21 protein-coding genes and 1 riboswitch are annotated in these 24,446 nt (G+C 47.3%); of the genes, 18 read left to right on the top strand and 3 right to left on the bottom strand.

Annotation, left to right across the window (positions count from 1 at the left end; all coding sequences use genetic code 11):
• The first annotated feature begins 21 nt into the window (after window positions 1–21).
• The 4 genes from ACKTT9_RS31540 (at window position 22) to ACKTT9_RS31525 (ending at window position 3,615) form a co-directional block, all read left to right on the top strand.
• Complete coding sequence (locus ACKTT9_RS31540) at window positions 22–462, top strand: MarR family winged helix-turn-helix transcriptional regulator (RefSeq protein WP_407869130.1); 441 nt, start codon at window positions 22–24, stop codon at window positions 460–462.
• A 6-nt stretch (window positions 463–468) separates the two neighbouring features.
• Window positions 469–1,725, top strand: coding sequence for an MFS transporter (locus ACKTT9_RS31535; protein WP_407869129.1), 1,257 nt, complete (start codon window positions 469–471; stop codon window positions 1,723–1,725).
• Window positions 1,726–1,813: 88 nt separating this feature from the next.
• Window positions 1,814–2,224 (top strand): hypothetical protein, encoded by a 411-nt coding sequence (locus tag ACKTT9_RS31530; protein ID WP_127452444.1) that lies wholly within the window; start codon window positions 1,814–1,816, stop codon window positions 2,222–2,224.
• A 287-nt stretch (window positions 2,225–2,511) separates the two neighbouring features.
• Window positions 2,512–3,615 (top strand): IS4 family transposase, encoded by a 1,104-nt coding sequence (locus tag ACKTT9_RS31525; protein ID WP_407869128.1) that lies wholly within the window; start codon window positions 2,512–2,514, stop codon window positions 3,613–3,615.
• Window positions 3,616–3,901: 286 nt separating this feature from the next.
• On the opposite strand, the gene ACKTT9_RS31520 is transcribed toward ACKTT9_RS31525, so the two are convergent.
• Complete coding sequence (locus tag ACKTT9_RS31520) at window positions 3,902–4,252, bottom strand: LytTR family transcriptional regulator DNA-binding domain-containing protein (RefSeq protein WP_407869127.1); 351 nt, start codon at window positions 4,250–4,252, stop codon at window positions 3,902–3,904.
• A gap of 168 nt (window positions 4,253–4,420) precedes the next feature.
• Window positions 4,421–5,854 (bottom strand): NAD(P)/FAD-dependent oxidoreductase, encoded by a 1,434-nt coding sequence (locus ACKTT9_RS31515; protein WP_407869126.1) that lies wholly within the window; start codon window positions 5,852–5,854, stop codon window positions 4,421–4,423.
• A gap of 58 nt (window positions 5,855–5,912) precedes the next feature.
• A riboswitch (purine riboswitch) is annotated at window positions 5,913–6,011 on the bottom strand.
• Between the two features lie 226 nt (window positions 6,012–6,237).
• Here ACKTT9_RS31515 and ACKTT9_RS31510 point away from each other — a divergent pair.
• The 11 genes from ACKTT9_RS31510 (at window position 6,238) to ACKTT9_RS31460 (ending at window position 19,589) form a co-directional block, all read left to right on the top strand.
• Complete coding sequence (locus tag ACKTT9_RS31510) at window positions 6,238–6,978, top strand: MBL fold metallo-hydrolase (RefSeq protein ID WP_407869125.1); 741 nt, start codon at window positions 6,238–6,240, stop codon at window positions 6,976–6,978.
• 145 nt (window positions 6,979–7,123) lie between these two features.
• Window positions 7,124–8,314 carry an ROK family transcriptional regulator gene (locus ACKTT9_RS31505; protein WP_407869124.1) on the top strand — a complete coding sequence of 397 codons (1,191 nt, stop codon included), beginning with the start codon at window positions 7,124–7,126 and terminating at the stop codon, window positions 8,312–8,314.
• Between the two features lie 1,014 nt (window positions 8,315–9,328).
• Entirely contained in the window at window positions 9,329–10,522 is a 1,194-nt protein-coding gene (locus ACKTT9_RS31500; protein WP_407869123.1) for an ROK family transcriptional regulator, read from the top strand.
• Window positions 10,523–10,550: 28 nt separating this feature from the next.
• On the top strand, window positions 10,551–11,663 hold the full coding sequence (locus ACKTT9_RS31495; RefSeq protein WP_407869122.1) for a carbohydrate ABC transporter permease: 1,113 nt from the start codon (window positions 10,551–10,553) through the stop codon (window positions 11,661–11,663).
• 3 nt (window positions 11,664–11,666) lie between these two features.
• Window positions 11,667–12,497, top strand: coding sequence for a carbohydrate ABC transporter permease (locus ACKTT9_RS31490; protein ID WP_407869121.1), 831 nt, complete (start codon window positions 11,667–11,669; stop codon window positions 12,495–12,497).
• Between the two features lie 32 nt (window positions 12,498–12,529).
• Window positions 12,530–13,861, top strand: a complete 1,332-nt coding sequence (locus ACKTT9_RS31485) for an extracellular solute-binding protein (RefSeq protein ID WP_407869120.1) — start codon at window positions 12,530–12,532, stop codon at window positions 13,859–13,861.
• A gap of 21 nt (window positions 13,862–13,882) precedes the next feature.
• On the top strand, window positions 13,883–14,938 hold the full coding sequence (locus tag ACKTT9_RS31480; RefSeq protein ID WP_407869119.1) for an aldose 1-epimerase family protein: 1,056 nt from the start codon (window positions 13,883–13,885) through the stop codon (window positions 14,936–14,938).
• A 37-nt stretch (window positions 14,939–14,975) separates the two neighbouring features.
• Window positions 14,976–16,505: a hypothetical protein gene (locus ACKTT9_RS31475; protein WP_407869118.1), complete on the top strand. Its 1,530-nt coding sequence runs from the start codon at window positions 14,976–14,978 to the stop codon at window positions 16,503–16,505.
• Window positions 16,506–16,519: 14 nt separating this feature from the next.
• A complete protein-coding gene (locus ACKTT9_RS31470) occupies window positions 16,520–17,599 on the top strand; it encodes a Gfo/Idh/MocA family protein (RefSeq protein ID WP_407869117.1) in 1,080 nt (359 codons plus the stop codon).
• A gap of 18 nt (window positions 17,600–17,617) precedes the next feature.
• Window positions 17,618–18,613 carry a Gfo/Idh/MocA family protein gene (locus ACKTT9_RS31465; RefSeq protein WP_407869116.1) on the top strand — a complete coding sequence of 332 codons (996 nt, stop codon included), beginning with the start codon at window positions 17,618–17,620 and terminating at the stop codon, window positions 18,611–18,613.
• On the top strand, window positions 18,606–19,589 hold the full coding sequence (locus tag ACKTT9_RS31460) for a Gfo/Idh/MocA family protein (RefSeq protein WP_407869115.1): 984 nt from the start codon (window positions 18,606–18,608) through the stop codon (window positions 19,587–19,589). Before ACKTT9_RS31465 ends, ACKTT9_RS31460 begins: the two co-directional genes overlap by 8 nt.
• 105 nt (window positions 19,590–19,694) lie before the next feature.
• Here ACKTT9_RS31460 and ACKTT9_RS31455 read toward each other — a convergent pair whose 3' ends face one another.
• Entirely contained in the window at window positions 19,695–20,894 is a 1,200-nt protein-coding gene (locus ACKTT9_RS31455) for an ROK family protein (protein ID WP_407869114.1), read from the bottom strand.
• 323 nt (window positions 20,895–21,217) lie between these two features.
• On the opposite strand from ACKTT9_RS31455, the gene ACKTT9_RS31450 reads away from it, so the two are divergent.
• From ACKTT9_RS31450 to ACKTT9_RS31440, 3 genes are all read left to right on the top strand, one after another.
• The gene (locus tag ACKTT9_RS31450) at window positions 21,218–22,561 is read left to right on the top strand and encodes an ABC transporter substrate-binding protein (RefSeq protein WP_407869113.1); all 1,344 of its coding nucleotides are present in this window, start codon (window positions 21,218–21,220) and stop codon (window positions 22,559–22,561) included.
• A 152-nt stretch (window positions 22,562–22,713) separates the two neighbouring features.
• Window positions 22,714–23,631 (top strand): carbohydrate ABC transporter permease, encoded by a 918-nt coding sequence (locus ACKTT9_RS31445; protein ID WP_407869112.1) that lies wholly within the window; start codon window positions 22,714–22,716, stop codon window positions 23,629–23,631.
• Window positions 23,632–23,636: 5 nt separating this feature from the next.
• On the top strand, window positions 23,637–24,425 hold the full coding sequence (locus tag ACKTT9_RS31440; protein WP_407869111.1) for a carbohydrate ABC transporter permease: 789 nt from the start codon (window positions 23,637–23,639) through the stop codon (window positions 24,423–24,425).
• Window positions 24,426–24,446: the final 21 nt, after the last annotated feature.

Here is a 24,446-nt window from a genome sequence, read left to right as displayed (position 1 = left end):
AGGAAGGAAGGAGAAAGGATTATGATTGATGCCCGAAACAGCATTCCAAGGTGGATCTCTCTGTTATACCGGTATGGACAAATGTATATTGGTGAGCACCTGAAAGCGTACGATATCGGCAAGGGGCAGCATATTTTTCTCAACGCGCTCTATAAGGAAGATGGCCTGACGCAAGAAGAACTGGCGGATTACTTGAAAATCGATAAAGGTACGACGGCAAAAGCACTGAAAAAACTCGAAGAGCAAGGTTACATAACGCGCACGGTCAGTGAAAAGGATAAACGATGCAACGAGGTTCATCTGACTGAAAAGGCGCTTTTGATCAAGGAAGATGTGCGTAAAGTGTTAACGGATTGGCGGGAGCGTTTGACCGACGGTCTATCCCAAGAAGAGAAGCAATTGGCCCTAACCATTTTGGAGAAAATGGGCAATAATGCAGCTAGATTTGCAGAGGAGGCGTAGATTAGCATGAATGTGAGGGCAGCAGGTTCGGTTTTTATCGATCGACATTTCCATGCTTTAACTCATCGGAATTATCGCTATCTTTGGACAGGGCAATGTGTATCGCTCATCGGGACATGGATGCAAAATATCGGGCAATCTTGGCTCGTTCTTACACTGACAGGTTCGCCGCTTAAGCTTGGCATGGTCACGGCTTGTCAATTTTTACCGATCCTTTTATTTTCGCTATTTGCGGGCATTATCGTAGATAAATTTCCAAAGAAGAACATCCTTTTGGTCACGCAGACGGTTTCCATGATTCTTGCTTTTACGCTGGCAACGCTTGTTTTGACGCATACCGTGAGGTACGAGTTTATTATTGTACTTGCGCTTTTGCTGGGGCTTAATAACACGCTCGATATGCCGACAAGGCAGGCTTTTAACATTGAAATCGTTGGAAAAGAAGATCTGATGAATGCCATTGCGCTCAACTCCACGACGTTCAATATGGCCAGGATTGTTGGACCTTCCATTGGTGCAGTAATGATGGCTTGGCTGGGGGCAGGCTGGTGCTTCTTGCTTAACGGAGTCAGCTTTATAGCTGTCTTGTATGGCATCCTCCAGATTCAAACAGCGCCTTATGTTCGAAAGAAAACCTCGCGGGAGGGTGTTTTTAAGGAGATTAAGGACGGTATCGTCTATATTGCAAGAGATCCAGTGTTAGCTCAGACGGTCCTGCTTGTGACGGTGATTGGTACTTTAGCTTTTAACTTTAATATCCTCATTCCAGTTTTCACGAGAAATGTATTGCAATTAGGAGAGACCACATACGGTACCCTGATGTCATGCCTTGGAATTGGTTCTTTTGCAGGGGCGCTGACGATGTCATTTCGCAGTAAAAAGGGTCCAAGAGTCAAAATCAGCATGATCGCAAGCCTAGTGGTTGCCAGCTGCCTGATTCTAAATGGGCTTAGTACGTCTGTCTGGTTGTGCGGGGGAGTGCTCGCTTTAACGGGATTTTTCAATATTATGTTCGCTACGAACAGCAATTCCAATCTTCAAATGAATGCCAAAGAGGAGTATCGCGCGCGGGTTATGAGTGTTTATGCGCTAGTATTTGCGGGTTCTACACCGTTTGGCAGCTTATTTGCTGGATATGTCGCAGACCGTTTTGGGGCGAATGGGGCTTTTGTCGTATGCGGGTTACTAACGGGTATTTTATGTTTAATTATTATCTGGAAATTTCGGAAAACAGGTGGAAAAAAATCGGTTGAGGCCATTTAACTAATTTATCCAAATTTTGGATTGTCAATTAGAAGCGTTTCCATTACAATATGAGTTATATTCATGTCGTTATTGGGGAGGTAATCTTGTGCTAGGGTTTTTGAAAAGATGGATGCATTCACCTGAACATATGCCAAAGCAAGATCCTGCAAACGCTGTGGATTATAAAACGATGGAGATTGACGTGGTGATTAAGTGCTTCGTGTCGGATAAGGACAGGCCTTTTCGAGTCATCTTCAAAGTAGAGAAACAAGGCTCTTTCTTCTCCAAGGACATTTTTGTGCAAAATGTGGATGCTAAGACACCATATGAACTGGTTCATAACTTTTCCACACTAGGGATGAATTATGAAGAGCTGAAGAAATACGGAAGCACAGATTACGCGGAGTACAGCTTTGCTACTTTGGAAGAAGCCAAGAAGGTAAAAGATACGACCGTAGAATACATACGATTTCTGATTCGTGAACATCAACAAGAGACACTCGCCCGAACCTCATAGCAGGACCACATAAAGAAGTCAGCGATTTCATCGCTGGCTTTTTTGCTCTACCTGCCTGGACAAGCGTGCTCGACTTAAGTGGACGACGAAGCGCAACTGAGCGGCAAAGACGAAATCGAAGGCCTACGTTGTATTTTATACAACGTAAAGACGTGGTCTGACCGCGAAAGCGGTCCTATGTTGCACAAAGTACAGGCCTGTTGATTATCCACAAAATGGCAGGTAAAAAGGCCGCCCATTCGGTAAACTGTTTGTACCCCTACAAACATCCGAAAGAAGGCGACCTCATGAAAAAGTCTACTATGTTCTCGAATATTCTGCAAACAATTATACCGAAAGAAGAAGTGCTTCCTCTTATCAAAGAAGAGTCCTACGTTGATTCTGCGCGGAAATTTACTGTTTATGATCTCTTTCTTTTTTTATCGCAAGCCGCACTCCAGCAATGGGACGGCTACCGAGATGGTGAAAAACGCATGTCTTCTTGTGGACTTGTAAAAGCTGATCACTCCACGATTTCAAAAAAAGCCAAAGATGTCCCATTTGAGGTGTTCAAGCAGCTGTTGCGTCTGATGATTCAGAAATGTAATCGCCCAACGCGTCGTCGTTTAGGTATCCCTAAGGAATTGCTTGTAGTGGATTCCACTAAGATTACGGCTGGTAAAGAACGATGGCCATGGGCGCCGCTAAAAGGTGAAAAAGCAGGAATTAAACTCCACGTTTCAATCATTGCAGATGCAGGTCAGCTACATAAAGTTACAGAAACAACGGGGAATCGCCCAGATCTATTAAGCTGTAATGACGTACGCGACGACCGTTTCATACTAGTAGCTGACCGCGCTTATGGTAAGCATAAACAATTTGATGATTATCAGGAACAAAACCAATATTTCGTGATTCGCCTCAGGGATAACACACATTTTCATGAACCTAAACGGAGGACACGTAAACGTCCATTTGCTGGCACAATTGAACAAGATTTAACCTGTCAGTTAGGAGCGAAGTCGACGCTTTCAAAAAATAGGTTTCGTGTCGTTATTCTAAAGGATCCGCATGGCAATCCTGTTATTCTGGCAACCAATCTACATAGGCCCTCTGTCGAAAAAATTGCTGAGATGTATAAGAAGCGGTGGCAAATCGAGGTTTTTTTTCGTTGGATTAAGCAGCATTTGAATGTACCGATGATATTTGGAACAACGCCAAATGCCGTTTATGGCCAGTTGTACACAGCTTTATTGGTATATGTCTTACTAAAATTTGTATTCGAACAAGGAAATTCCAAAGTACATCCAAGTGCCCAGTTATCTTTTGCCGAATTTGATCGCTTATTTAGTATGAACGACTTGCAGGCAGAATGGTTGGTCTATTTGACGAGTAATTTCACTTTCTCATGAACCCACTTATTGGTAAATCAACAGGCCTGCACAAAGTACAACCATTTGTTGCGAAAAGGTGAGAGTTAGGCAGTTTCGTGCTTAAATGATTGCATAAAGTACAATACAAGGGTGTGCTAAGGCTCAATTACAGCGAAATGGCTGCATAAAGTACAACATAGAACGCTGTTGCAATTGCAGCTTGGTGATGTGTGTCGGCAACGCCTGGCCCCCCCGATAACAAAAAAGCTTAGCCAGATCCCCAACATGGATCTAACTAAGCTTTTTTTGCGGTGACAAGCGGTAATTACTTCTTCGCTGCTTCCGTTTTGTGCTGCTGCACAATCTCTTTCAAGCGGTATTGGCGAAGTTTGGTGACCGAGGTGTATTTGGAGTCAGCGCCTTTGACCTCAAAAAATACTTTGCCATCTTGAATCTGAACAATTTTATGTGTGTTCACATAACAATCGGTATTCACCTTGAAAAAAGCGCTGCCCGTTGTAATCTCTACGATCTGCTCTGTGGACATCCGTTTTTTAATGTGAAAATTTTTCCCATGAAAAGAGACCAGCCCATGCTCTCCGACCCGGAAGTACATAATATCTTTCTCCAGTACGAAATTTTCATAGCTGTTTCTGGTTTCGAGCGCTACAGTCATTTTAGATTCCCCCTTTAAAATGATAACGCTTACAATTGAGAACGTTCTCATTATACCGCATTTATTTAGATTTTAAAAGTGTTTTTCATGTAAAAAAAGGACCTCCTTGGTTAAAAAAGGAGATCCGTGATCGTGTATTTCCTAGGAAATATTTAACAACATTAATGCTTATTTCATTCGCTCAAGCACGTTGCGAGCCACCCATACACCAGCAGCTCCAGCCTGGGCTAAGCCTCTTGTAATTCCTGCACCGTCACCGCCGCAGAACAAGCCTTTGATCTCGGTTTCGAAGCTTTCGCTGAGCTTCGGGCGAGCGGAATAAAATTTCGCTTCAACACCGTAGAAGAGGGTATGTTCGGCCGCAATCCCCGGGGTTACTTTTTCAAGAGCGTGGATCATTTCAATTAAGCTTTTCATTGTATTGTAAGGCAGCACGAGGCCTAGATCACCAGGAACTGCTTCAGCCAAAGTCGGCTCCAGAAAGCCCTCGCGAATTCGATCTGCTGTAGAGCGGCGTCCCCGCATGATGTCCCCGAATTTCTGAACGATAACGCCGCCGCTTGATAGATCGTTCGCATGTTTGCAAATTTCCCGCGCATATTCGTTAGGCTTATCGAACGGCTCGGTGAATTTGTGCGAAACGAGCAGGGCGAAGTTCGTATTATTGGAGCCGAGGGCCGGATCCTTGTAGGAGTGACCGTTGGCGGCCATAACGCCGCTATGATTCTCGACAACAACATGGCCGGAAGGATTGCTGCAGAAGGTGCGAACCCGCGTGCCCACAGAGGTATTGTAGATGAATTTCCCTTCATACAAATGCTCGTTGATTTCGCGCATCACGACATCCGATGTTTCGACGCGGACGCCAACGTCGACTTGGTTGTTGTACATTTTCAAACGGCGCTTCTTTAAAACTTGCGTTAACCATGCGGAACCGTCACGACCGGGAGCTAGCATGACATGATCGCTGTGGATCTCGGTGCCATCTTTCAGCCGTATGCCTTGAACGATATGTTTGTCTTCTCTTTTTACCGTGATGATGTCGTCGACTTCAGCTTTGAACTGCATGTCGATACGTGTTTTCAAATATTCGTAAATGGATTTCAGAATCATTAGGTTCTGTTCGGTGCCTAGATGCCTGACCTGTGCACGAAGCAGCTTAAGTCCAGCCGCGTATGAGCGCTGCTCAATGTTTTTCACAGCTTCGGTCGTCGGGTCCGTGATGTTCTCCGTTGCACCATGCTCTAGATTAATGCGATCCACATATCGAATCAAATCAATGACTTGGCTAGGGGCCAATATATCGGTCATCCAACCGCCGAATTCCGTGGTGATGTTGAACTTGCCGTCGCTATAAGCGCCGGCACCTCCAAAGCCGGCCGTAATGGAGCACGCAGGCAGACAGCCTGAGAACTCCTTTTTACCGGCAGGCGGAGGGCACAGTTTGATTTTGCTTTCCAGAATCGGACAACTGCGATGGTAAATATCATGGCCTTTGTCGACGAGCAATATTTTAGCGGCAGGGTGAAGCAGTGTCATTTCATAGCAGGCGAAAATACCGGCAGGTCCTGCACCAACTACGATCAAATCATAAGCGTTCATTGCGATCTCCTCTGGAAATATCATTTTTGGACGCAAAAAAACCTAGCCACACGGGTATGCAAAAGCAAGAACCCGTCGTAGCTAGGAAGTTATGGCTTCCTCTAGAGACCCTTAAGCCAATTCTCAAGGATATACGAACGATTATGACGTATGTGGCAGTTTCTTATCGCCATATTCATCATAATACGAACAATTTACGTTGTCAATCATATAATGTTCGCGAATATGACTAGGATTTGATTGAAATCGTGAAGGTTGTTCCGCTTTTCGTTGAGTTTACCCGAACGGTTCCGCCGCATTTTTACTTCGAGTAGGTGTAGAATACACTATTGGTTAGTAGTACAATGATTAACGAAATCATGAGGATAAAGAGCGAGGCATATATGATGAAATTAACATTTTTGGGCTGTGGTGACGGCTTTAGTGTCGAGCAAGGCCATAACAGCGCTTTACTCACGTTCGGAGATACCAACCTGTGCATCGACTTTCCCGAGTCGAATCATACTGCTTTGCATCAGATGGGGAAAAAGCTCAATGAGGTGGAGCATGTCTTCGTAACGCATTTGCATGAGGATCATATCAATGGCTTGGCGAAGTTGGCGTTGTTTCATCGGGTGTATCCCGGAAAAATCAAGCCAAAGCTCTATGTGCCTGCAGGGCTGCTAGCTGATTTATGGCAGGTTTTACGCCATGGATTGGAGCTAACCACGAGAGGGAAACGGGTTTTAGAGGACTATTTTGACGTGGAATGCGTGGAAAATGTCTTTGAAATCGCGGGTGAGCGATTCGAGCTTATTCGGACGCAGCATGTGCCGGACATGCTTAGCTATGGCTTGCTTTGTAAGCCGTATTTCTATTTCAGCGGGGACACGAGGTTAGACGAAACGTTTCTCGGAGAGGTTGAAGGCGAGGTGCAAACGATCTTCCACGAATGTCACATGCAGGAGGATCAGCTGCCTTCGCATACGTCATTTGAGGAGCTTTTAACGCTCTCCATGTCCATTCAAGAGAAGATGCTGCTCATGCATTATGTGGATGATTATGTGCTGGCTGATGCACGTGAGCAGGTTTATGGTAAACATAAACTTCGTTTGGCTGAGCCATTGCGAGTGTATGAGTGGTAGAACCTCGGGACGTTGAAAATACCTTGACAACCCAGTGGGTAAGCGGTATTTTTACACAAGAAAAGGTTTGTTAGTTATATCAACTAACGTACAGTTGTGATCGATAAGAGCGCAACTTCGTAGACAGAATGGATGGACTAGGAAGATGATCAGTAAAAACGACATGAAAGAACGAAACCGGATGAGCATTCTGAAAACGATCCGAAGAGGAGTTTGTTCCCGTGCGGACATCTCAGCCACGCTTGGTCTAAGTAAGCCAGCGGTGTCTGCGCTCGTCGACGAGCTGATCAAGGAGGGCTTGGTGTACGAGACCGGGAGGGGTGATTCGACGGAAGCAGGGGGCAAAAAGCCTATCTTGCTAGACTTTCAGGCGAACGTGTCGATGATTGCAGCCGTATCCTTTAACAATAAACATTACGAGGTTGCGTTAGTAGATTTGGTAGGCGCCGTAAAGTTTTATGTGAAGAAAGAAATCCGCATCTATGACGACTATCGGCAAACCATCGATCTAATCGTGCAAGAAATTCGTGATTTAATTCAAGTGGCGTGGGAGCAGGGCCATCAGCAGCCAGTCTTAGCTTGTGGCGTAGCCATTCGCGGATTAGTAGACACGAAGATGGGAATTATGCGCTATTCCTCGGCGTTGCCGTGGAAGGATGCTCCCATCGGGGATTACATGGAGAAAAGCCTGGATATTCCGATTTTTCTCGAAAATGACGCGAGAGCAGGCACGTATGTTGAACTATTGAACAGCAACGGAACCTACAGCAATTCGCTCGTCTGCGTTAGTGTCGGGCTCGGGATCGGGACAGGCGTCGCGATTGGCAATGAGGTGTACCGTGGAGCGTTCGACGGTGCTGTAAATTTGGCTCATGCGACTATTGACCATGACGGCCCTCTTTGCCGTTGCGGTAATCGTGGTTGTTGGGAGGCTTTGGCTTCCATCACTGCTTTCAATGAAGAGCTGGCACGCCGCGATGGAAAATATGCGGATTTAGACTTCACTGAAATTCTAAACCTTTACCATGAGGGTGACGCTGTTGTCGCGGATGTTTTGTTCAACTATACCGGCTATTGGCTCGGGGTAGGCATTGCTAACATCTTGCAAACATTTAATCCCGAGGTACTGATTATTCAAGGTGAACTTACTTTTGTCGGGCCCGAGCTTGAGCGGAAAATTACCGAAGTTGTCCATCAACGAGTGAAGTCTGCGGTCACAAAGCGCAGCGTCATTCGTTTTTCCGAACATTCCGAAAAACTTCAGGTGAGGGGAGCAGCGGCTGTTATCTCCCAGTACTTTTTCTCCGACTCGCATCATCGTCTTATTTGGAAATGATGGCGTTGTTGCTTTAACGGACCCCAGCGCCGTTATTCTAGGCAAATTGCCGCTATTTACAAAATTAACGGACTCCAGTGACGTTATTTCGTCTTTTCACTTGCTAAACTCCACTTTGAGGCACGAATAGCAGCGCTGGAGTCCGTTAGAATTGGAAAAAGCCCCAATTCCAGCGAATAAGGGCTGCTCGGTCCGTTAGAGATGGGCGCTACGCCTAGTGCTCTGAACTATATCCTAACCGCACACCTAAACCGAGCAACCAAGTCGCACACCCACACTGCACCGCATAACCACATACCCAAACTGTACTTCCAAACTGCCCACCCAAACCACACACACAAACTGTACTTCCAAACTGCCCACCCAAACCACACACACAAACTGTACTTCCAAACTGCCCACCCAAACCACATACCCAAACCACATACCCAAACCACACACCCAAACCGTACTTCCAAACCTTACACGCATACCGCGCAACTAAACCGCACCTGCACACCGCACACCGCACACCGCACACCGCACACTGCACACCGCACACCGCACACTGCACACCGCACACTGCACACCGCACACTGCACACCGCACACCGCACACCGCACACCCTCACACAACCCCAATCCTCACACTCCCACCAGTGTATCTCGAAAAGTAGCCAGCTACTCTAACGGACCCCAGCGCCGTTATTGCAGCCAATTTGCCGCTATTTGCAACATTAACGGACCCCAGTGACGTTATTTCACCTTTTCACACGCAAAATCCCGCCTTGTAGCAGAAATAGCAGCGCTGGAGTCCGTTAGAATTGGAAAGAGCCCCAATTCCAGCGAATAGCGGCCGCTCGGTCCGTTAGGAGGGGGCACTACGCCCATTACTCGCTCACAACATAAGGCTCAAAAAATATATTGACAGCCCCAACGGGTAGGCAGTAATATTGCCTTATAAGTTAGTTAGTTATTATAACTAACATACGTAAGACCAATTCATGCCGACAAATGGACAGATTGGAAGGACACGATGAAAATGATCAGCAAAAACGATATGAAAGAACGAAACCGGATGAGCATTCTGAAAACGATCAGAAGCGCAGTTTGCTCACGAGCCGAAATTTCAGCAGCTCTTGGGCTAAGTAAGCCGGCCGTTTCCGCGCTCGTTGATGAACTGATCAAGGAAGGCCTGGTGGTTGAGACCGGAAGGGGGGACTCCACCGAAGCCGGCGGTAAAAAGCCCATCCTGCTTGACTTTCAAGCAGATGTGGCGATGATCGCAGCCGTATCTTTTAACAACAAGCATTACGAAATTGCGCTAGTCGATTTGCTGGGTGTCGTGAAATTTTATATGAAAAAGAAAATCCGCATCTATGATGACTACCGGCAAACGATCGATCTGATCGTGCAAGGGATTCGCGATTTGATTCAAGAGGCGCGTGCGCAAGGCCAGCAGCAGCCTGTCATGGCATGCGGCATTGCCGTTCGCGGACTGGTCGACACGGATAAGGGCATCATGCGCTATTCATCGGCGATGCCATGGAAGGACGCACCCATCGGAGAATATATGAGTCAAAGCCTGGACATTCCGGTTTTCCTGGAAAATGATGCGAGGGCTGGCACGTATGTAGAGATGCTGAACAGCAACGGCAACTATAGAGATACGCTAGTTTGTGTCAGCGTCGGAATCGGGATCGGGACCGGAGTTGTCATCGGTAATGAGGTATACCGAGGAGCGTTCGGCGGTGCTGTAAACTTGGCCCATGCAACCATTGATCATGATGGCCCCCTGTGTCGCTGCGGCAACCGCGGTTGTTGGGAAGCTCTGGCATCAATTACGGCTTTCGGCGAAGAGCTGTCACGACGCGATGGAAAATATGCAGAGCTAGAGTTCAATGAAATCGTAAGCCTTTACCGTGAGGGCGATCCGGTTGTTGCAGATGTTTTGCTTAACTATACCGGCTATTGGCTGGGGATTGGCATCGCTACGATATTAAATGTGTTTAATCCCGAACAGCTGATTATTCAAGGGGAAATAACCCAAGCAGGCCCTGAGTTGGAAAAGAAAATTATCGAAGTTGTTCAGCAAAGAGTTTCTGCGGTCACAAGGCGCAGCCAAATCCGGTTCTCCGAACATTCGGAGAAGCTTCAAGTGAGGGGGGCTGCAGCAATCATCAGCAATCATTTTTTTTCCGACATGTATCACCGTATGATTTGGCAATGACTTCGTCTATGGGGGGATTGGTTCGTGTATGGATCAAATAAAGCAAGCAAGAAGCCATTCAGCACCAGCATACTTGTTTTTATGGTTGTCTATCTTGGGGCTCGTTACAAATATCTTTACACTGCAAAGTGAGATAGCTCCTGCAGCCAAATTCGGCTTGATTGGAGTAACCGTTGTCTTCATATTCTTATGGTCTTTGTTTTTCTTCGGAGATAAACATATCCGCTATACGCTTGTAATTCCAGGATTTGTGATTTTGTTTTGTGTCACAACCGTACCCGCAATCTTCCTCCTATACCTTAGCGTGTTCGATGTATCGCTGTTAAATTTCAAAGGGGAATGGTCGTTTGTTGGGCTTACCAACTATACGTATTTCCTCACCAAAGACAAATTGTTCTACGGAGCCATTATCCGCACGATCGAATACATGGTCATTGTGCTCGGGCTGCAAATGGTGATCGGAATGGGCCTTGCGCTGCTGCTGCAACGAGAGTTCCGAGGGCGCTCTTTCGTTTCTTCGGTGCTGGTGATCCCGGTGATGACGTGTCCCATTGTCATTGCGATGTTATGGAAATACATGTACAGCAGTTATAACGGCTTTATAAATCTAATGTTAAAAAACGTGGGGATCGGCGAGATCCCGTGGCTAACCAATCAACCGCTGCCATGGATAAGCCAAATCCCGGGAATCGGTAACTTCCTGGTTACCTATCTGAATGCCAACATCGGTTTCGCAGCCGCAATTATCGTGAATATTTGGCAGTGGACGCCTTTTGTATATCTGATGTTCCTAGCGGGGTTAAGTGCTCTGCCGAGAGAGCCGTATGAAGCAGCCAAGGTGGACGGAGCAAATGTCTGGCAGACGTATTGGCACATTACGTTCCCATTGTTGCGGCCAGTTATCGGTGTAGTGTTCCTTATTCGAATCATTGATCTCATGAAGGTGTACGATCAGATCTGGGCATTGTTTGGCGACTCGGTTACCATGCGGACGCTGAATATTCATATTTTTTCAACGGGTCTGACCGGTCAGGATTATAGTAAAGGCGCGGCCTTATCCATTCTTGTGCTGGTGCTCATTATCGGAATCAGCTTTCTTTTCTCAAATATCGGTAAATGGGTTTCCAAAAGGGGGGCATAACGGATGGAAAGGACCTACAAGGCCATTGCGGCGAAAATTGTCGTAACTTGTCTTATTGCAATCGTCATCCTGGTGTGGGCAGTACCGATTTTCTGGATGATTTTAAGCAGTTTCAAGTCCACACAAGCGATCATTGAGCCAAAACTCATCGTTTGGTTTAAGCCGACACTCGCTAACTACAAATTTATTTTCGAAACTCAGAATTTTTTCCAATACCTGATCAATAGCCTGATCGTCGCAGTATGTGCGACATTTATATGCCTAACGACCGGAACGCTGGCTGCCTATAGCATTGCGCGATGGCGGACAGGAGGGAACGCGTTTGCGAACTGGGTCATTTTTACGAAAATGGCGCCGCCTGCGATTCTTATCATTCCTTTTTTCCTGATGTTCAAAAGCATTGGCTTGATCAATACGGTTTGGGCGCTTGTCATCGCCAACATTACGTTCAATATTCCTTTTGTTATCTGGACGATGCGCGGATTTTTCGATGAACTGCCTGAAGATATGGAGGAAGCTGCGTTAATTGACGGCTGCACAAGACTTGAAGCTTTTTGGCGCGTATCGCTGCCTTTGGCCCGCTCGGGGCTCATCACGACCAGCATTTTTTGCTTCCTGTTTGTTTGGAATGAATACTTGTTCGGCCTTACTCTTGCGCTTTCGGAGAAAAGTAAAACATTGCCTGTAGCAACTGGGGATTTCATTACGGGGTATTCGATTAACTGGGGGCCGGTATTCGGCTCGGGAAGCTTAATTCTATTGCCTGCCTTTATCATGGTTTTGTTTCTGCAACGTTATATCGTGCAGGGCTTAACTGTGGGGGCAGTTAAATAGAGCAAAAAACAATAAAAATGGAGGGTTCGAACATGAAGCTGAAGCGGTTAAAAAGAAGATCAGTGTTAACGGTATTGCTGGCGTCAAGTCTTGTTTATGTAAGTGCATGCTCATCTGACAGCGGAAAGCCACTCGACAAGGGGAGTTCAGAAAGTCCGAAGGCGCAAGAGGGGCAAAAAGCGCGGGAAATTACCATTTTTACACGTACAGGTCCTGACACGAGTGATTATGTCAAAGAACAAGGCAAAGAGTTCACGAAATTAACAGGGATCAAAGTGAACATTACCGAGCAGGGCGCCAGCAATTATTTTACCAACATGACCAATCAACTGATTGGAGGCACGGACACCTTTGACTTGGCGACTACAAACAATACGTATGTAGCCCCGCTGGCAGAAGCAGGCGCAATTGAGCCGTACGATGAGTATATCAAGAAGTTTGATCCGAACTATGATTGGAAAGATGTTGCTTTTCAATACAAGTACAAAGATAAAACGGTTGCCATGCCTTATAACCTAAGCATTCATCTGTTCTACTACCGCTCAGACCTTATTCCGAATCCGCCGCAAATCTGGGAAGAGTTCGCAGCAGAAGCTAAAAAATGGACCAAATCAAAAAATCCGGCTTCGCCAACGGCATACGGTGCTTCCTGGACGGCGATGTCCGGTTCTGAGCAGCCGAAAGTATTTTATTCCATGATGTGGTCATTTGGCGGGGAGATTGCGAAAGACGGCAAGGCAGGCGTAGGTTCGGCTGGGGCGATCAAGGCCGGAGATCTCTGGCAATCCATGGTGAAGGACGAAGTCATTCCGAAGGATACGCCAAACTGGGGTTATTCGAACGTATTCGATGCTTTGAAAACAGGCACGATTGCGATGGCCGCACCTTTCTGGAGTGCAGCTTATACAGAACTCAAGAAAAGCGACAGCCCTTACAAGGATAAGATTAAAATTGGCGTAATTCCTGGCGAGAAGCAAGCTGACGGCAAAATCTTACGTACGCCGCTCTTCCAATCATGGATGCTGATTATGAACAAGAACGCGAAAAACAAAGAAGATGCAGCGAAATTCGTAGAGTTCATGACCAGTAAAGAAGGAGCGATGCGCGAGGCTAAACTAGGCGGTTTGCCAATTCGATACTCTGTACTCAGCGATCCTTCGCTGCAGCCACGCGAATTTTACGATACCGTCTTGGAAACGTTAAAAGTCGCAAAAGACGAGCCGCTCGTGCCTTATTATTTGAAGCAGCATGAAATTATGAATACAGCCCTTTCGGGAATTATGACGGGAACGGTTAAACCGGATGCTGCGCTGAAAAGTGCGGAGAAAGATTTGCAAGCACTTATAGACGGAAGTAAAAAGTAATATTTTTGAGGGAGTGACAGGATGCCGGATATATACGGATTACAAGGAAAAGAGAGTTTGCTTGCGCATATGCCAGATATTCGCCAATTAGCCGGTTTTGAGCGCATGGAGCTGCTGCAAGGCAAAGGCCGTGGCAATGAAGTCATCCAAGTTCGCAATGGCTCAGGACTGCAGTTTCAAATTGCGGTAAGCCGCTCTTTCGATATTGGCATGTGCGAATTGTATGGCATTCCTCTTGCCTGGCTGTCGCAAAACGGGCCTGTCGCTCCTTTTTATTATGAAAGAGAGGAGTGGAACCGCAGCTTTGAAGGCGGCTTGCTGGCAACTTGCGGCTTATCGACGATGGGCAAACCGAGTGTAGATGAAGGGAAAGTGTATGGTTCGCACGGGCGTATTTCCTCGATACCTGCGGAACTGCTGCAGTCGGAGGGGCGCTGGAATGACTGCCGTCAATATGAATTGATTTTTCGCGGGCGCGTCCGTGAAAGCTCAGCGACCGGTGAGAACCTTGTGTTGGAAAGGACGATCGTGACCAGGCTGGGGGAGAACAGATTGGAGATCACGGATTCGGTTACGAACGAATCGCAGCGGCCTGTTGCACATTTAATGATGCATCATTTTAACCTTGGTTTTCCGCTTATTGGTGAAAACTGTGCTATTGATATACCAGATGGCCCCAAAAGATGGATTAACGGCCAGGGAGCAACCGATCGTTGGAGCTCGTATCCTGCGCCACTGGAGAATGGGCAGCCATCGGTAATGGCACACGAGAATGTGCAGGAGGATCATAAGGAAGGAACCGTTCAGGTTCGCATCAGCAACAAGATTGTGCATAACGGTGAAGAGAAAAGGTTAGTGGTAGGAATACGATACGATAAAAAAGCAAGCCCTGTCTTGACGCAGTGGAAGCATCCTGGCAAAGGAGTTTACGTACTCGGCATTGAGCCAGGCAATGCGACAACAGAAGGACGCGCTGTACATCGCGCGAGGGGAACCTTGCCGGTACTGGCTCCTGGAGAGCGGAAAACGTACTCATTTTGCGTGGAAGCTCAGTTGGAATCCATTTTACCCGTATAAGGGGTGGAAATTTGCGTGAAGGATTAACGATATTATCATGAATTGGAGTGATCGGGAAATGAAGCTGTTTTGGGGAGATTTGCATAATCACTGTGGGATTACGTATGGTTTTGGTGGTTTGGAGAACGCGTTGTCTGTGGCCAAAGAACAATTGGATTTCTGCGCAATCATTGGCCATGCGATGTGGCCGGATATGCCGGAAAGAACGGAAGGCCTGGAATTTTTGGTCGATTTCCATTTGAAAGGATTTGCTAAGCTGAGAGGCAATTGGGAGCATGTCCGTGAAACGGTTAAAACGTGGAATGTTCCACATGAATTTGTAACCTTTCAAGGATATGAGATCCACTCGAGTGAATTTGGTGATCATCATGTACTGTCAACTTCGGATGAGCTTCCTTTGATTGAAGCTGGTTCACCTTCTGAGCTGGTGGCTGCGCTAGCTCCACTGCCCGTCATTGCTGTACCTCATCATGTGAGTTACACGCCTGGCTACCGGGGAGCGAACTGGGAGGCATTTTCGGAGTCAATCAGTCCTGTTGTGGAAGTATACTCCAAGCACGGCTGCTCCATGTCCGACTCCAGTGCCTATCCGTGTTGGCATACAATGGGCCCTCGCGACTCGCGCAATACAGTTGTATCGGCCATTCGGAGCGGCCGGAAGTTCGGCTTCGCTGGATCAACCGATCATCATGCTGGATATCCCGGCTCTTATGGAGACGGTCGAGTGGCTGTACTGGCTACTGAAAAAACGCGTGATGCGATATGGGAGGCTCTACTGGCTCGCCGCACGTATGCGATTACCGGCGATAAAATCGCGTGTTCCTTTACCGTGAACGGCGCTATTTTTGGCAGCGAAGTGAAGGTAGACGGACGTAGAGAGCTCAAATTGGATGTTACGGGCTGCGACTTCATTGACAAAGTAAGCGTGTATAAGAACGGTGTGCTATGGAAAGTTGTTAATGCTCAGCATGCCGGTCTTCAGCAATTACCGGAGCCTCAAACGCAAGGCAAGTACAAAGTACGTGTGGAAATGGGATGGGGCGACAGCCAAACAGGGTATGTATGGCAGGGCAGTGCTCGTCTGGACAAGGGGCAAATCGTCTCGTTAGAGACATGTTTCCGAGGACAAAGCGTGTTGGCGCCGACGCCGGAGATGCGGGATAATCCGGATATTAACCTGCTAGGCAACAAGCTCATAGCTTGGTCTGAACAGACGGCGGAATGGACTTGTACGACGTTTAAGAATGTGTCCACACGGCACCCGCAAACCGCTGCGCTTATTTTCGAAATTGAAGGAGACACAAGCAGTCAATTATCCATTGAAGTGAACGGCCAAACCTTTACTTATACAATCGGTGAGCTCCTTGAAGGAAGCCGCTCGGCGCATATGCTGCCGCACAGCTCCGAGGCCATCCTCGTGCATCGCGCTGTCCCTGAACACGCTTATTGCTTCCAGGGAGAATGGCACGACGATGAAAAAGAACGTGATTGCGACGCCTATCATGTGGAAATCAGACAAACAAATGAACAGTATGCTTGGATCACGCCTGTATTCGTTATTTCTTAAGGAGGCTCCCGTTCATGGCAAAAGAGTTGAGAGTCGGAATCATTGGCTGCGGCGGCATCGCCAACGCCAAACATATGCCTAGTCTGAGTAAACTGCCGCAGGTAAGTATGGCCGCTTTTGCCAACAGGACAGAGGATAAAGCGCGATCAGCCTCTCAAATATTCGGTTCGGAGGATGCCAAGGTCTACGGGGATTACCGCCATTTACTTGAGGACAAGACGATTGACGTCGTTCATGTCTGCACTTCAAACGACTCGCATGCCGAAATTGCGATTGCCGCATTGGAAGCAGGGAAACATGTCATGTGTGAGAAGCCAATGGCCATAACGACGGCGGAAGCCAGGAGAATGGTTGAGACGGCGAAACGTACGAATAAGAAGCTGACGATCAGTTACAACAACCGCTACCGCCCGGATTCGCAATATTTGTATCACATGTGCCGAAACGGCGATTTGGGACACATTTATTTGGCCAAAGCACATGCGCTGCGCCGCCGAGGGGTTCCGACGTGGGGAGCTTTTCTGAATAAGGATAAGCAGGGCGGCGGACCTTTGATTGATATCGGCACACATGCACTCGATCTCGCCCTATGGCTGATGGACAACTATAAACCCAGAACGGTGCTGGGGAAAGCCTTCCATCAGTTGGGGCAGCAAGCAAATGCAGCCAATCCTTATGGATCGTGGGATCCGGCTCAATTCACGGTTGAGGATTCTGCCGTGGCGATGATTATGATGGAGAACGGATCCACCATTCAACTTGAAGCGAGTTGGGCGCTAAACATCACAAATGAAGGTGCGGGCAAAGTGACGTTATGCGGAACAGAGGCAGGGGCCGATATGTGGGACGGTCTGAACATCAACGGAGAAAAGTATGGGAAACTGTATACGACCCGTATCCATCTTCAGCATACGGGGGTCCCTTTTTATAAGACTCAAGAAGAAAGTCCGGCGGATCTCGAAGCGCGGTTATGGATTGAAGCTTTGATGAACGGGCAGGATCCGATTGTGAAGCCTGAGCAAGCACTTGTTGTGCAGGAAATCCTAGAAGCGATTTATGTTTCTTCGGAAACCGGGAAAGCTGTTTCGCTCTAGAGTGGGGGAGGCCTTTTAATGATAGAAGTAGCTTTGGTTGGCGCAGGGAATGCGGCGAGAAACTATGCGCAGCTGCTTTCGGAAACGGGAAAGGTGGAAATCGTTGCTCTATACGATGAGCGGGAGGAAGCGGCATTAAAGCTTGCTGCGGATTACGGCGGTCTTGTCTTCCCCTCGATTGCCGATTTGAACGATGCACTACCTTTGAGCACTTTGTTCGTCTTTGTCGGACTTCAGAAGCTTCGGAACGACTGGACCCAGACGGTGAGACTCCTACTAGAAAAAGGCAGAACCGTTATAACCGAAATGCCTGCGGCTTCCCATTTGTTGGATGTTCAAGCCATGTTGCGCGCTGCCGGTTCATGCGGAGGTCGCTTGCTATTTATCAACCCGGAACGATTTTATTTTCATCAAGTGGATATTAAAAAGCGGATAGATGCCGGAACGATAGGCAGCATCGGGGTGATTAACGTCAAGCGTTATAGTCCAGAGCCGCCTGAAAATGAGTCGCGAAGCGCGCTCCACCGGCTCGCTGTATACGACATCGACGTGCTTCGCTGGATCGTAGGGGAAGTTACATGCGTCTATGCCATGCAAAGAGGCACGGGGAATTTGGACTATGCCTTGATTACGCTTAAGTTCCGCTGTGGAACAATTGCCAATCTCGAAGCGTGTTTGGGATACCCGGAGGAGTATACATCGGCCGTGGAATATGCCGGTACACATGGTTTGCTTCGCTATGATAATCGGAAAACAGATGCTTTGCATGTTTATAAAGCGGCAAGTCCACGGAAGCAAAACTTCAGTCCTTCCTTTCGCAATCCTGAATATGAAGAGCTTGTTCATTTGTTAGACTGCGTGAAAGAGGATTTGCAGCCGGTAATGACGGCGGAGGATGCCCTTGGAACGTTGAAGGTAGCAGCTGCAGCGGAACAATCCATCTTGACCGGGCAGCCGGTGGAGCTCATGGACCATACGTTTTCGCACGGGATTGGAGGCGAAGAGGATGCATAAACGGAAGATCGGCATGATCAGTTTTGCCCATCTGCATGCGGTCAGCTATTTGGAAGCTTTGGTACGGCGCGACGATGTGGAGCTTGTCGGAATTGCAGATGAAAATCGGGAGCGGGTGGAACCGTTCATTAGAAAGTACCAGCTGCCTTATTATGCGGATTACCGTGAGCTGCTGGCTGGAGATGTCGAGGCCGTCATTATCTCCTCGGAAAACGCCAATCACGCGGAGATGACCATTGAGGCTGCGAAGCACAAAAAACATGTGCTATGTGAGAAGCCGCTGGGTGTGTCCCGTGAACAAATGCGTCAGATGATTGAGGCGTGCCAAGCTGGCGGCGTGCAATTGATGACGTCCTTTCCAAACCGTTACATTCCGATGATTGTGGAGGCGAAACGAGCCATTGAGCGTGGAGAGATTGGCGAGGTGGTTGCTGTTAAGGCGACGAACAAAGGAGAAATGATTGGCGGTTGGTTTAATGACCCCTCGTTGTCCGGCGGTGGATCTCTCATGGACCATACCGTGCATGTCATGGATTTATTGAACTGGATTTTCCAATCGCAAGCCGTTGAAGTTTACGCACAGGCTGACAGTCTGTTTCATGGCATCGATATGGATGATGCTGCCATGGTTCATGTCAAATTTGCCAACGGAGTTATCGCTGCTTTGGACGCAAGTTGGTCAAGGAAGCATGCGGCTCCTTATAAACGCGACTTAACGATGACGTTCATCGGGACGGAGGGCGTCATTTCCTTGGATTATTTCGCTCAGGTGAACGAAATATACAGCGAAACGACCGGGCATGCGGAGTGGAGCTATTGGGGCGACAACAAAGATGAGATGCTGATCGATGATTGGATTCAATGTCTAAAAGAAGATCGGCCTGTATCGATTACAGGTGAAGATGGCTACAATTCAACGGTTATTGCGCTTGCGGCTTATGAGTCGATTAGGCTTAATAAACCGGTGCGCCTCTAGGGGCGGAGACACATTTTAGCTGGATCATCTACCGTTATTTTCTTCATTGCCGCTGAGCAGCGAAGAGTAACGGTAGATTTTCCGGCTATTTCTGCTGCTGCACCGTCACTCCAACAAAGAGCTCTCGATAATCGTCGTAGAAAGCTGCCTCAGCACCATGGATACGCCTCCGTGGGCAACGCCAAGCTCGCCTAAATCGGAACAGTAAATCTCCAAATTCAGAAGAAACCGCTCAGGAATCATTTCACGCAAGGTGTTCCAGATCGAATTAATCAGCGTAGGGCCAAGCAGCGCTAGAAGCCCTCCAAGACAGATCACCCTTGGGTTATACGCATTGATCACGTTCGCCAGGCCGATACCTTGATAATGGCCAAGCTCATGCACCGCACTCGTGATTCTGGAATCACCACGCTCAATCCCTTCCACAATGTCAGAGATCGACATCTCCTGAGGCGTTGTCTCCAATAATTCGTAAAGCGCCTTGATGGATGCATACATTTCCCAACAGCCTCTGCTGCCGCAGGTGCATTTTTTGCCGTTCATATGGATGGTGGAATGCCCTAATCGCCCCGCAGTACCCGTCGTACCCGTGAATAATTCTCCCTTGCTGTAGACCCCAACGGACAAGCCCCAGGAACTTGTTACATAGACTAAATGATCAGCTGTTTTCGCCCCTCCAAAATGGACTTCCCCCATTGCGCCCGCATATGAAGCAGGGTTGACATGAATCGTGAGCCCGGGAACGCGTTTGGCCAGCTCACTTCGCAAAGGAAAATCGTTCCACTCCTGCAAGTTGGCGCTGTAATCTACAACATCAGTTCGGATATTGTAGTAGCCCGGGATGACGATTCCAACACCTACAATGCCTAATTGGCGATGCGCATGATCTGTTGCTAATTGTTTTAAAATATCCGATATCGCCTCCACGAAAAAGAAGGGATCTTTGCTTTGGAGCGGAATCATCATGCTGTCCAGCTTTTTTCCGAGCAGATCTGTAACCAGAACGGTGAACTGATTGATTTCAACATCAATCCCGACACAGATGCCTGCTTTTTCATTCAGGTCGACCAGCGTTGGCGGACGTCCCCGGGAAGTCCCCGTTGTGCCGAGCTCGACGACAAAACCTTTCTGCACGAAGAGATCGACACAGCTGGAGACGGTCATCTTGTTGAGGCCGGTCAGAGAGGCGATTTTGGCGCGGGATAATGGCCGATATTTCAAAATCGTTGAAATGGCATGTTCCATATTTATTTTTTTAACAAGATCATAATTGCCGATAGGTCCGTTCGAATGCAAATGGATCACAACCTTACTTCAAGCGTGGTAGTTATTTAGTATGAATGATATACAAAATATTAGAACATGTCAAAAAATAATATCGCTACATACAAAAATTACCGTGCTTTTATTTAGTATAACGTATATACTAAATAGCAAGAAGTTGAAAGCGTTTTACATAAAATATCGGGGGTTCGCGGGCTAAAACGAGGGGGGAATGTATTTTTGTAACGACTTGAAACTCATTATTGACTTATTAACGAATAGACATTAAATTAATATCAACTAAGCCTAGTTATTTACTTGGTATTACATTTATACTAAATAAGTCGAAAAGGGAGTGTTCTTACATGAAACGAATGAGACTTGCGAGTTCTTTGCTGATAGGCCTGATGCTGCTGTCCGCTTGCTCCGCTCAGACTCAAAGCACGACGGCAACCCCATCCAGCGATACAAAAACAGCCGCCACGCAAAAGCCGGAAGAGGTCACAGGTGAAATCTCATTTTGGTCCTGGTCACCCGAAGATAACGTCTGGCAGCCCTTAATCAAAGCTTTCAATGAGAAATATCCAAAAATTAAAGTGAACTATGTGCGTACACCATCGGCTGACTACGACAAGAAAATTCAAGTTGCCATTCAAGGCGGCGAGGTACCGGATGTCATGGCGTTCTCCAACGGTCCGATGATCAAAAACTATTCCCCGATCCTTGAGCCATTAGCGCCTTTGGCGGAGAAATCGTTAGGTAAGGATTGGCAGAAGCTGTTCAAATCTACACCAATGGAATCGGCTAAGAAAAACGATTATAAGACGATACCGACAGGGGTCGCGGTTACGCCGTTTCTTTCCTATGATGTGGACCTGTTCAAAAAAGTAGGCGCAGAGCCGCCTAAGACATATGACGAGTTGAAACAAGTCGTGAAAAAGTTTGAAGATGCCAAATTGCCGGGCATTGTGCCACGTCTAGGCTTTGCCGGCGGGAAAAGCGCAACGGTAACGGATGTTTTCTACACCCTCGTCAACCAGATTGCACCGGGCAAATTGTATGAAGCGGACGCGGGTAAAGCGAAATTTACCGATCCGGAATTTATTCAAGCGACGAATGCATTCAAACAATTCTATACCGATCATCTATTCCAAGACGGCAACCTGACGACTAAATTTGATCCGGACCTTCGCGATATGTATGAGCAAAAGAGACAGCTTCCTATGATTCTTGTTGGGGCATGGATCATGACAGACGTAGCGAATAAGGACGGTTTGAAAATTGGCGACCGTACCTTCGGGCTCGTGCCAATGCCGACCATTGCCGGGGGTAAAACAAGTGTCCTAATCAATGGAGATGTCCCGCTTGGCATTAGTAAAGATTCGAAGCACAAAGAGGCTGCCTGGAGATTCGTAGAATTTATGGCTACGGGCGAATATCAGACGATTTTGAGCAAAGCACTCCAGTTCCTTCCGGTGAAAGAAGGGCTGTCCATGGACAAATCCGCGCTCAAAACCGATATTGAGAAGCAATCCGTTGATGTGGTTCTGAACGCACTTACGAATAATGTTGGCGGCATCCGCTTCCTGGACAATGCTTCCATCGAGCAAGCGTTGTTTACCAATTTGCAAAAGGTGGCAACTGGAGCAGTTACGCCGGAGCAAGCGATGGCCGAGGTGCAAAAAGCTTCGGATGCCGTGAAACGCTAACGAAAAACGCTAACTCAAATAACTACTTCGCTCATTTGGACTACATAACGTTTCATTTATTAAGCTTACATTCATGAAGAAGCGGGCCTTTGTCATCTGCAGCTTGGCAGGCAGGGGTCCCTTTCCTCGTGAAGGTTGTGAGGAGGAGCCAAGTGGATATCGTGTTAACGGCAACGAAATCAGCAGCAGCCAAATCGAAAAAGAAAAAGCGGGGACGTTTCACAGGCTTATATTTTGTTCTGCCCTTATTGCTTTTTGTCTCGGTGTTCACGTTTTTTGGCATTTTTTATAATGTTTGTATCGGATTTTTTGAGTGGTCGGGTATTGGAAGCAAAGCGTTTGTCGGTCTCGACAATTATGTGAGTCTGCTTCATGACCCTAACTTCTATCAAGCACTTGGCAATACGTTCTATTTTCTGGTTGTTACCATTCCACTTTCGATGGCGCTTGGACTTTCGCTGGCAACTTTGCTTAACGGCGTTTGGGTCGCAGATGGGTTGTTTAAGTCCATTTTCTTTTTACCGCATGTCATTGCCGTTGTCACGGTTGGTACGACGTTCGCCGGCATTTATGAGCCGAATTTTGGCTTGCTCAATACGATGCTGCGTTTTGCAGGCGTAGAAAACTGGGCACATGCCTGGCTGTCTGAGCCAGCTACTGCGCTAAATGCGATAGCTGCCGTCTACATTTTTGCCAATACGGGATTTTACATGCTGATTTACTATACAAGTCTGTTAAATATTGACCAGGAAATATTCGAAGCGGCAAAAATCGATGGAGCGGGGGTGCTGAGGCAATTCCGCCATATTATATTCCCGATGCTCAGCGGTACACACATCACTTTACTCATTCTGGGTATTATTCATGCGCTTAAAGTATTCGACCTCATTTGGATTATGACAGAAGGTGGTCCGGGAGGAGAAACGGAGCTTATTTCCACTTTCTTATTCCGTGAGTCTCTTCTCAAATATAGAACGGGATACAGTGGAGCGGTCTCTGTTGTTCTGCTGCTTATCGCCTTTGGTTATACGGCTTTCCAGCTGCGTGTCTATAACAAGGTTAGGAGGTAAAAAAGATGTTCGGTCGCATACAACTATCTGAAAAGATTACGATGAACCTTCTACTCCTAATCCTGGCTGCTATTTGGGTTATTCCTATGATTTATCTGGTGATGTATTCGTTCGAGGGTGACCGATGGGGGAATTATCAAGCCGTTGTCAGTTTGGACTTATTTCCGCACTTTCTAATCAATAGCTTTATTGTATCGACTTCGGTTGTGCTGCTGCTACTGATCGTCGTATCGTTAGCGGCTTTTGGCTTCAGTAAGCTCAGATTTCCTGGGGATTCTTCTGTTTTTGCCATTTGTTTAATCGGACTGATGATCCCGCCTGTGGCGATGCTCGTTCCTTTATTCCAAACGATCAAGTCCTTTCATTGGATGAATACCTATTTGGCCTTGATTGGTCCGGAAGTCGCGATGAGCATTCCTTTTTCCTTGCTGCTGGCCCGTAACGCGTTCGACGAGGTGCCTGGCGAGCTTCTGGAAGCGGCGGAGATAGATGGTTCAAACGCGTGGGGAAGATTCGTTCACGTGATGCTGCCTCTGGCGATCCCTGTGCTGACAACCATTGGCATCTTGGCTTTTTTGAATTCCTGGAATCAGTACGTATTTCCGCTGGTTTTCATTAGCAAGGAAACGATGCTGACTGTGACCATGGCTCCCAAATTTTTCATCAAAGAGTATACCTCCGACTACCATAAAGTGTTTGCGGCACTTGTGTTAATTACGATTCCGGTCGTGATTTTGTATATCTTCGGTCAAAAGTATATGCAGCGCGGCTTGACGAGCGGCGCAATCAAATAAACGCCTGATTCTGGAGGTTAA

It is taken from the genome of Paenibacillus sp. P36 (assembly GCF_045866505.1).
Lineage (GTDB): Bacteria > Bacillota > Bacilli > Paenibacillales > NBRC-103111 > Paenibacillus_E > Paenibacillus_E chondroitinus.
This window is presented reverse-complemented; position numbering and strand designations above follow the sequence as displayed.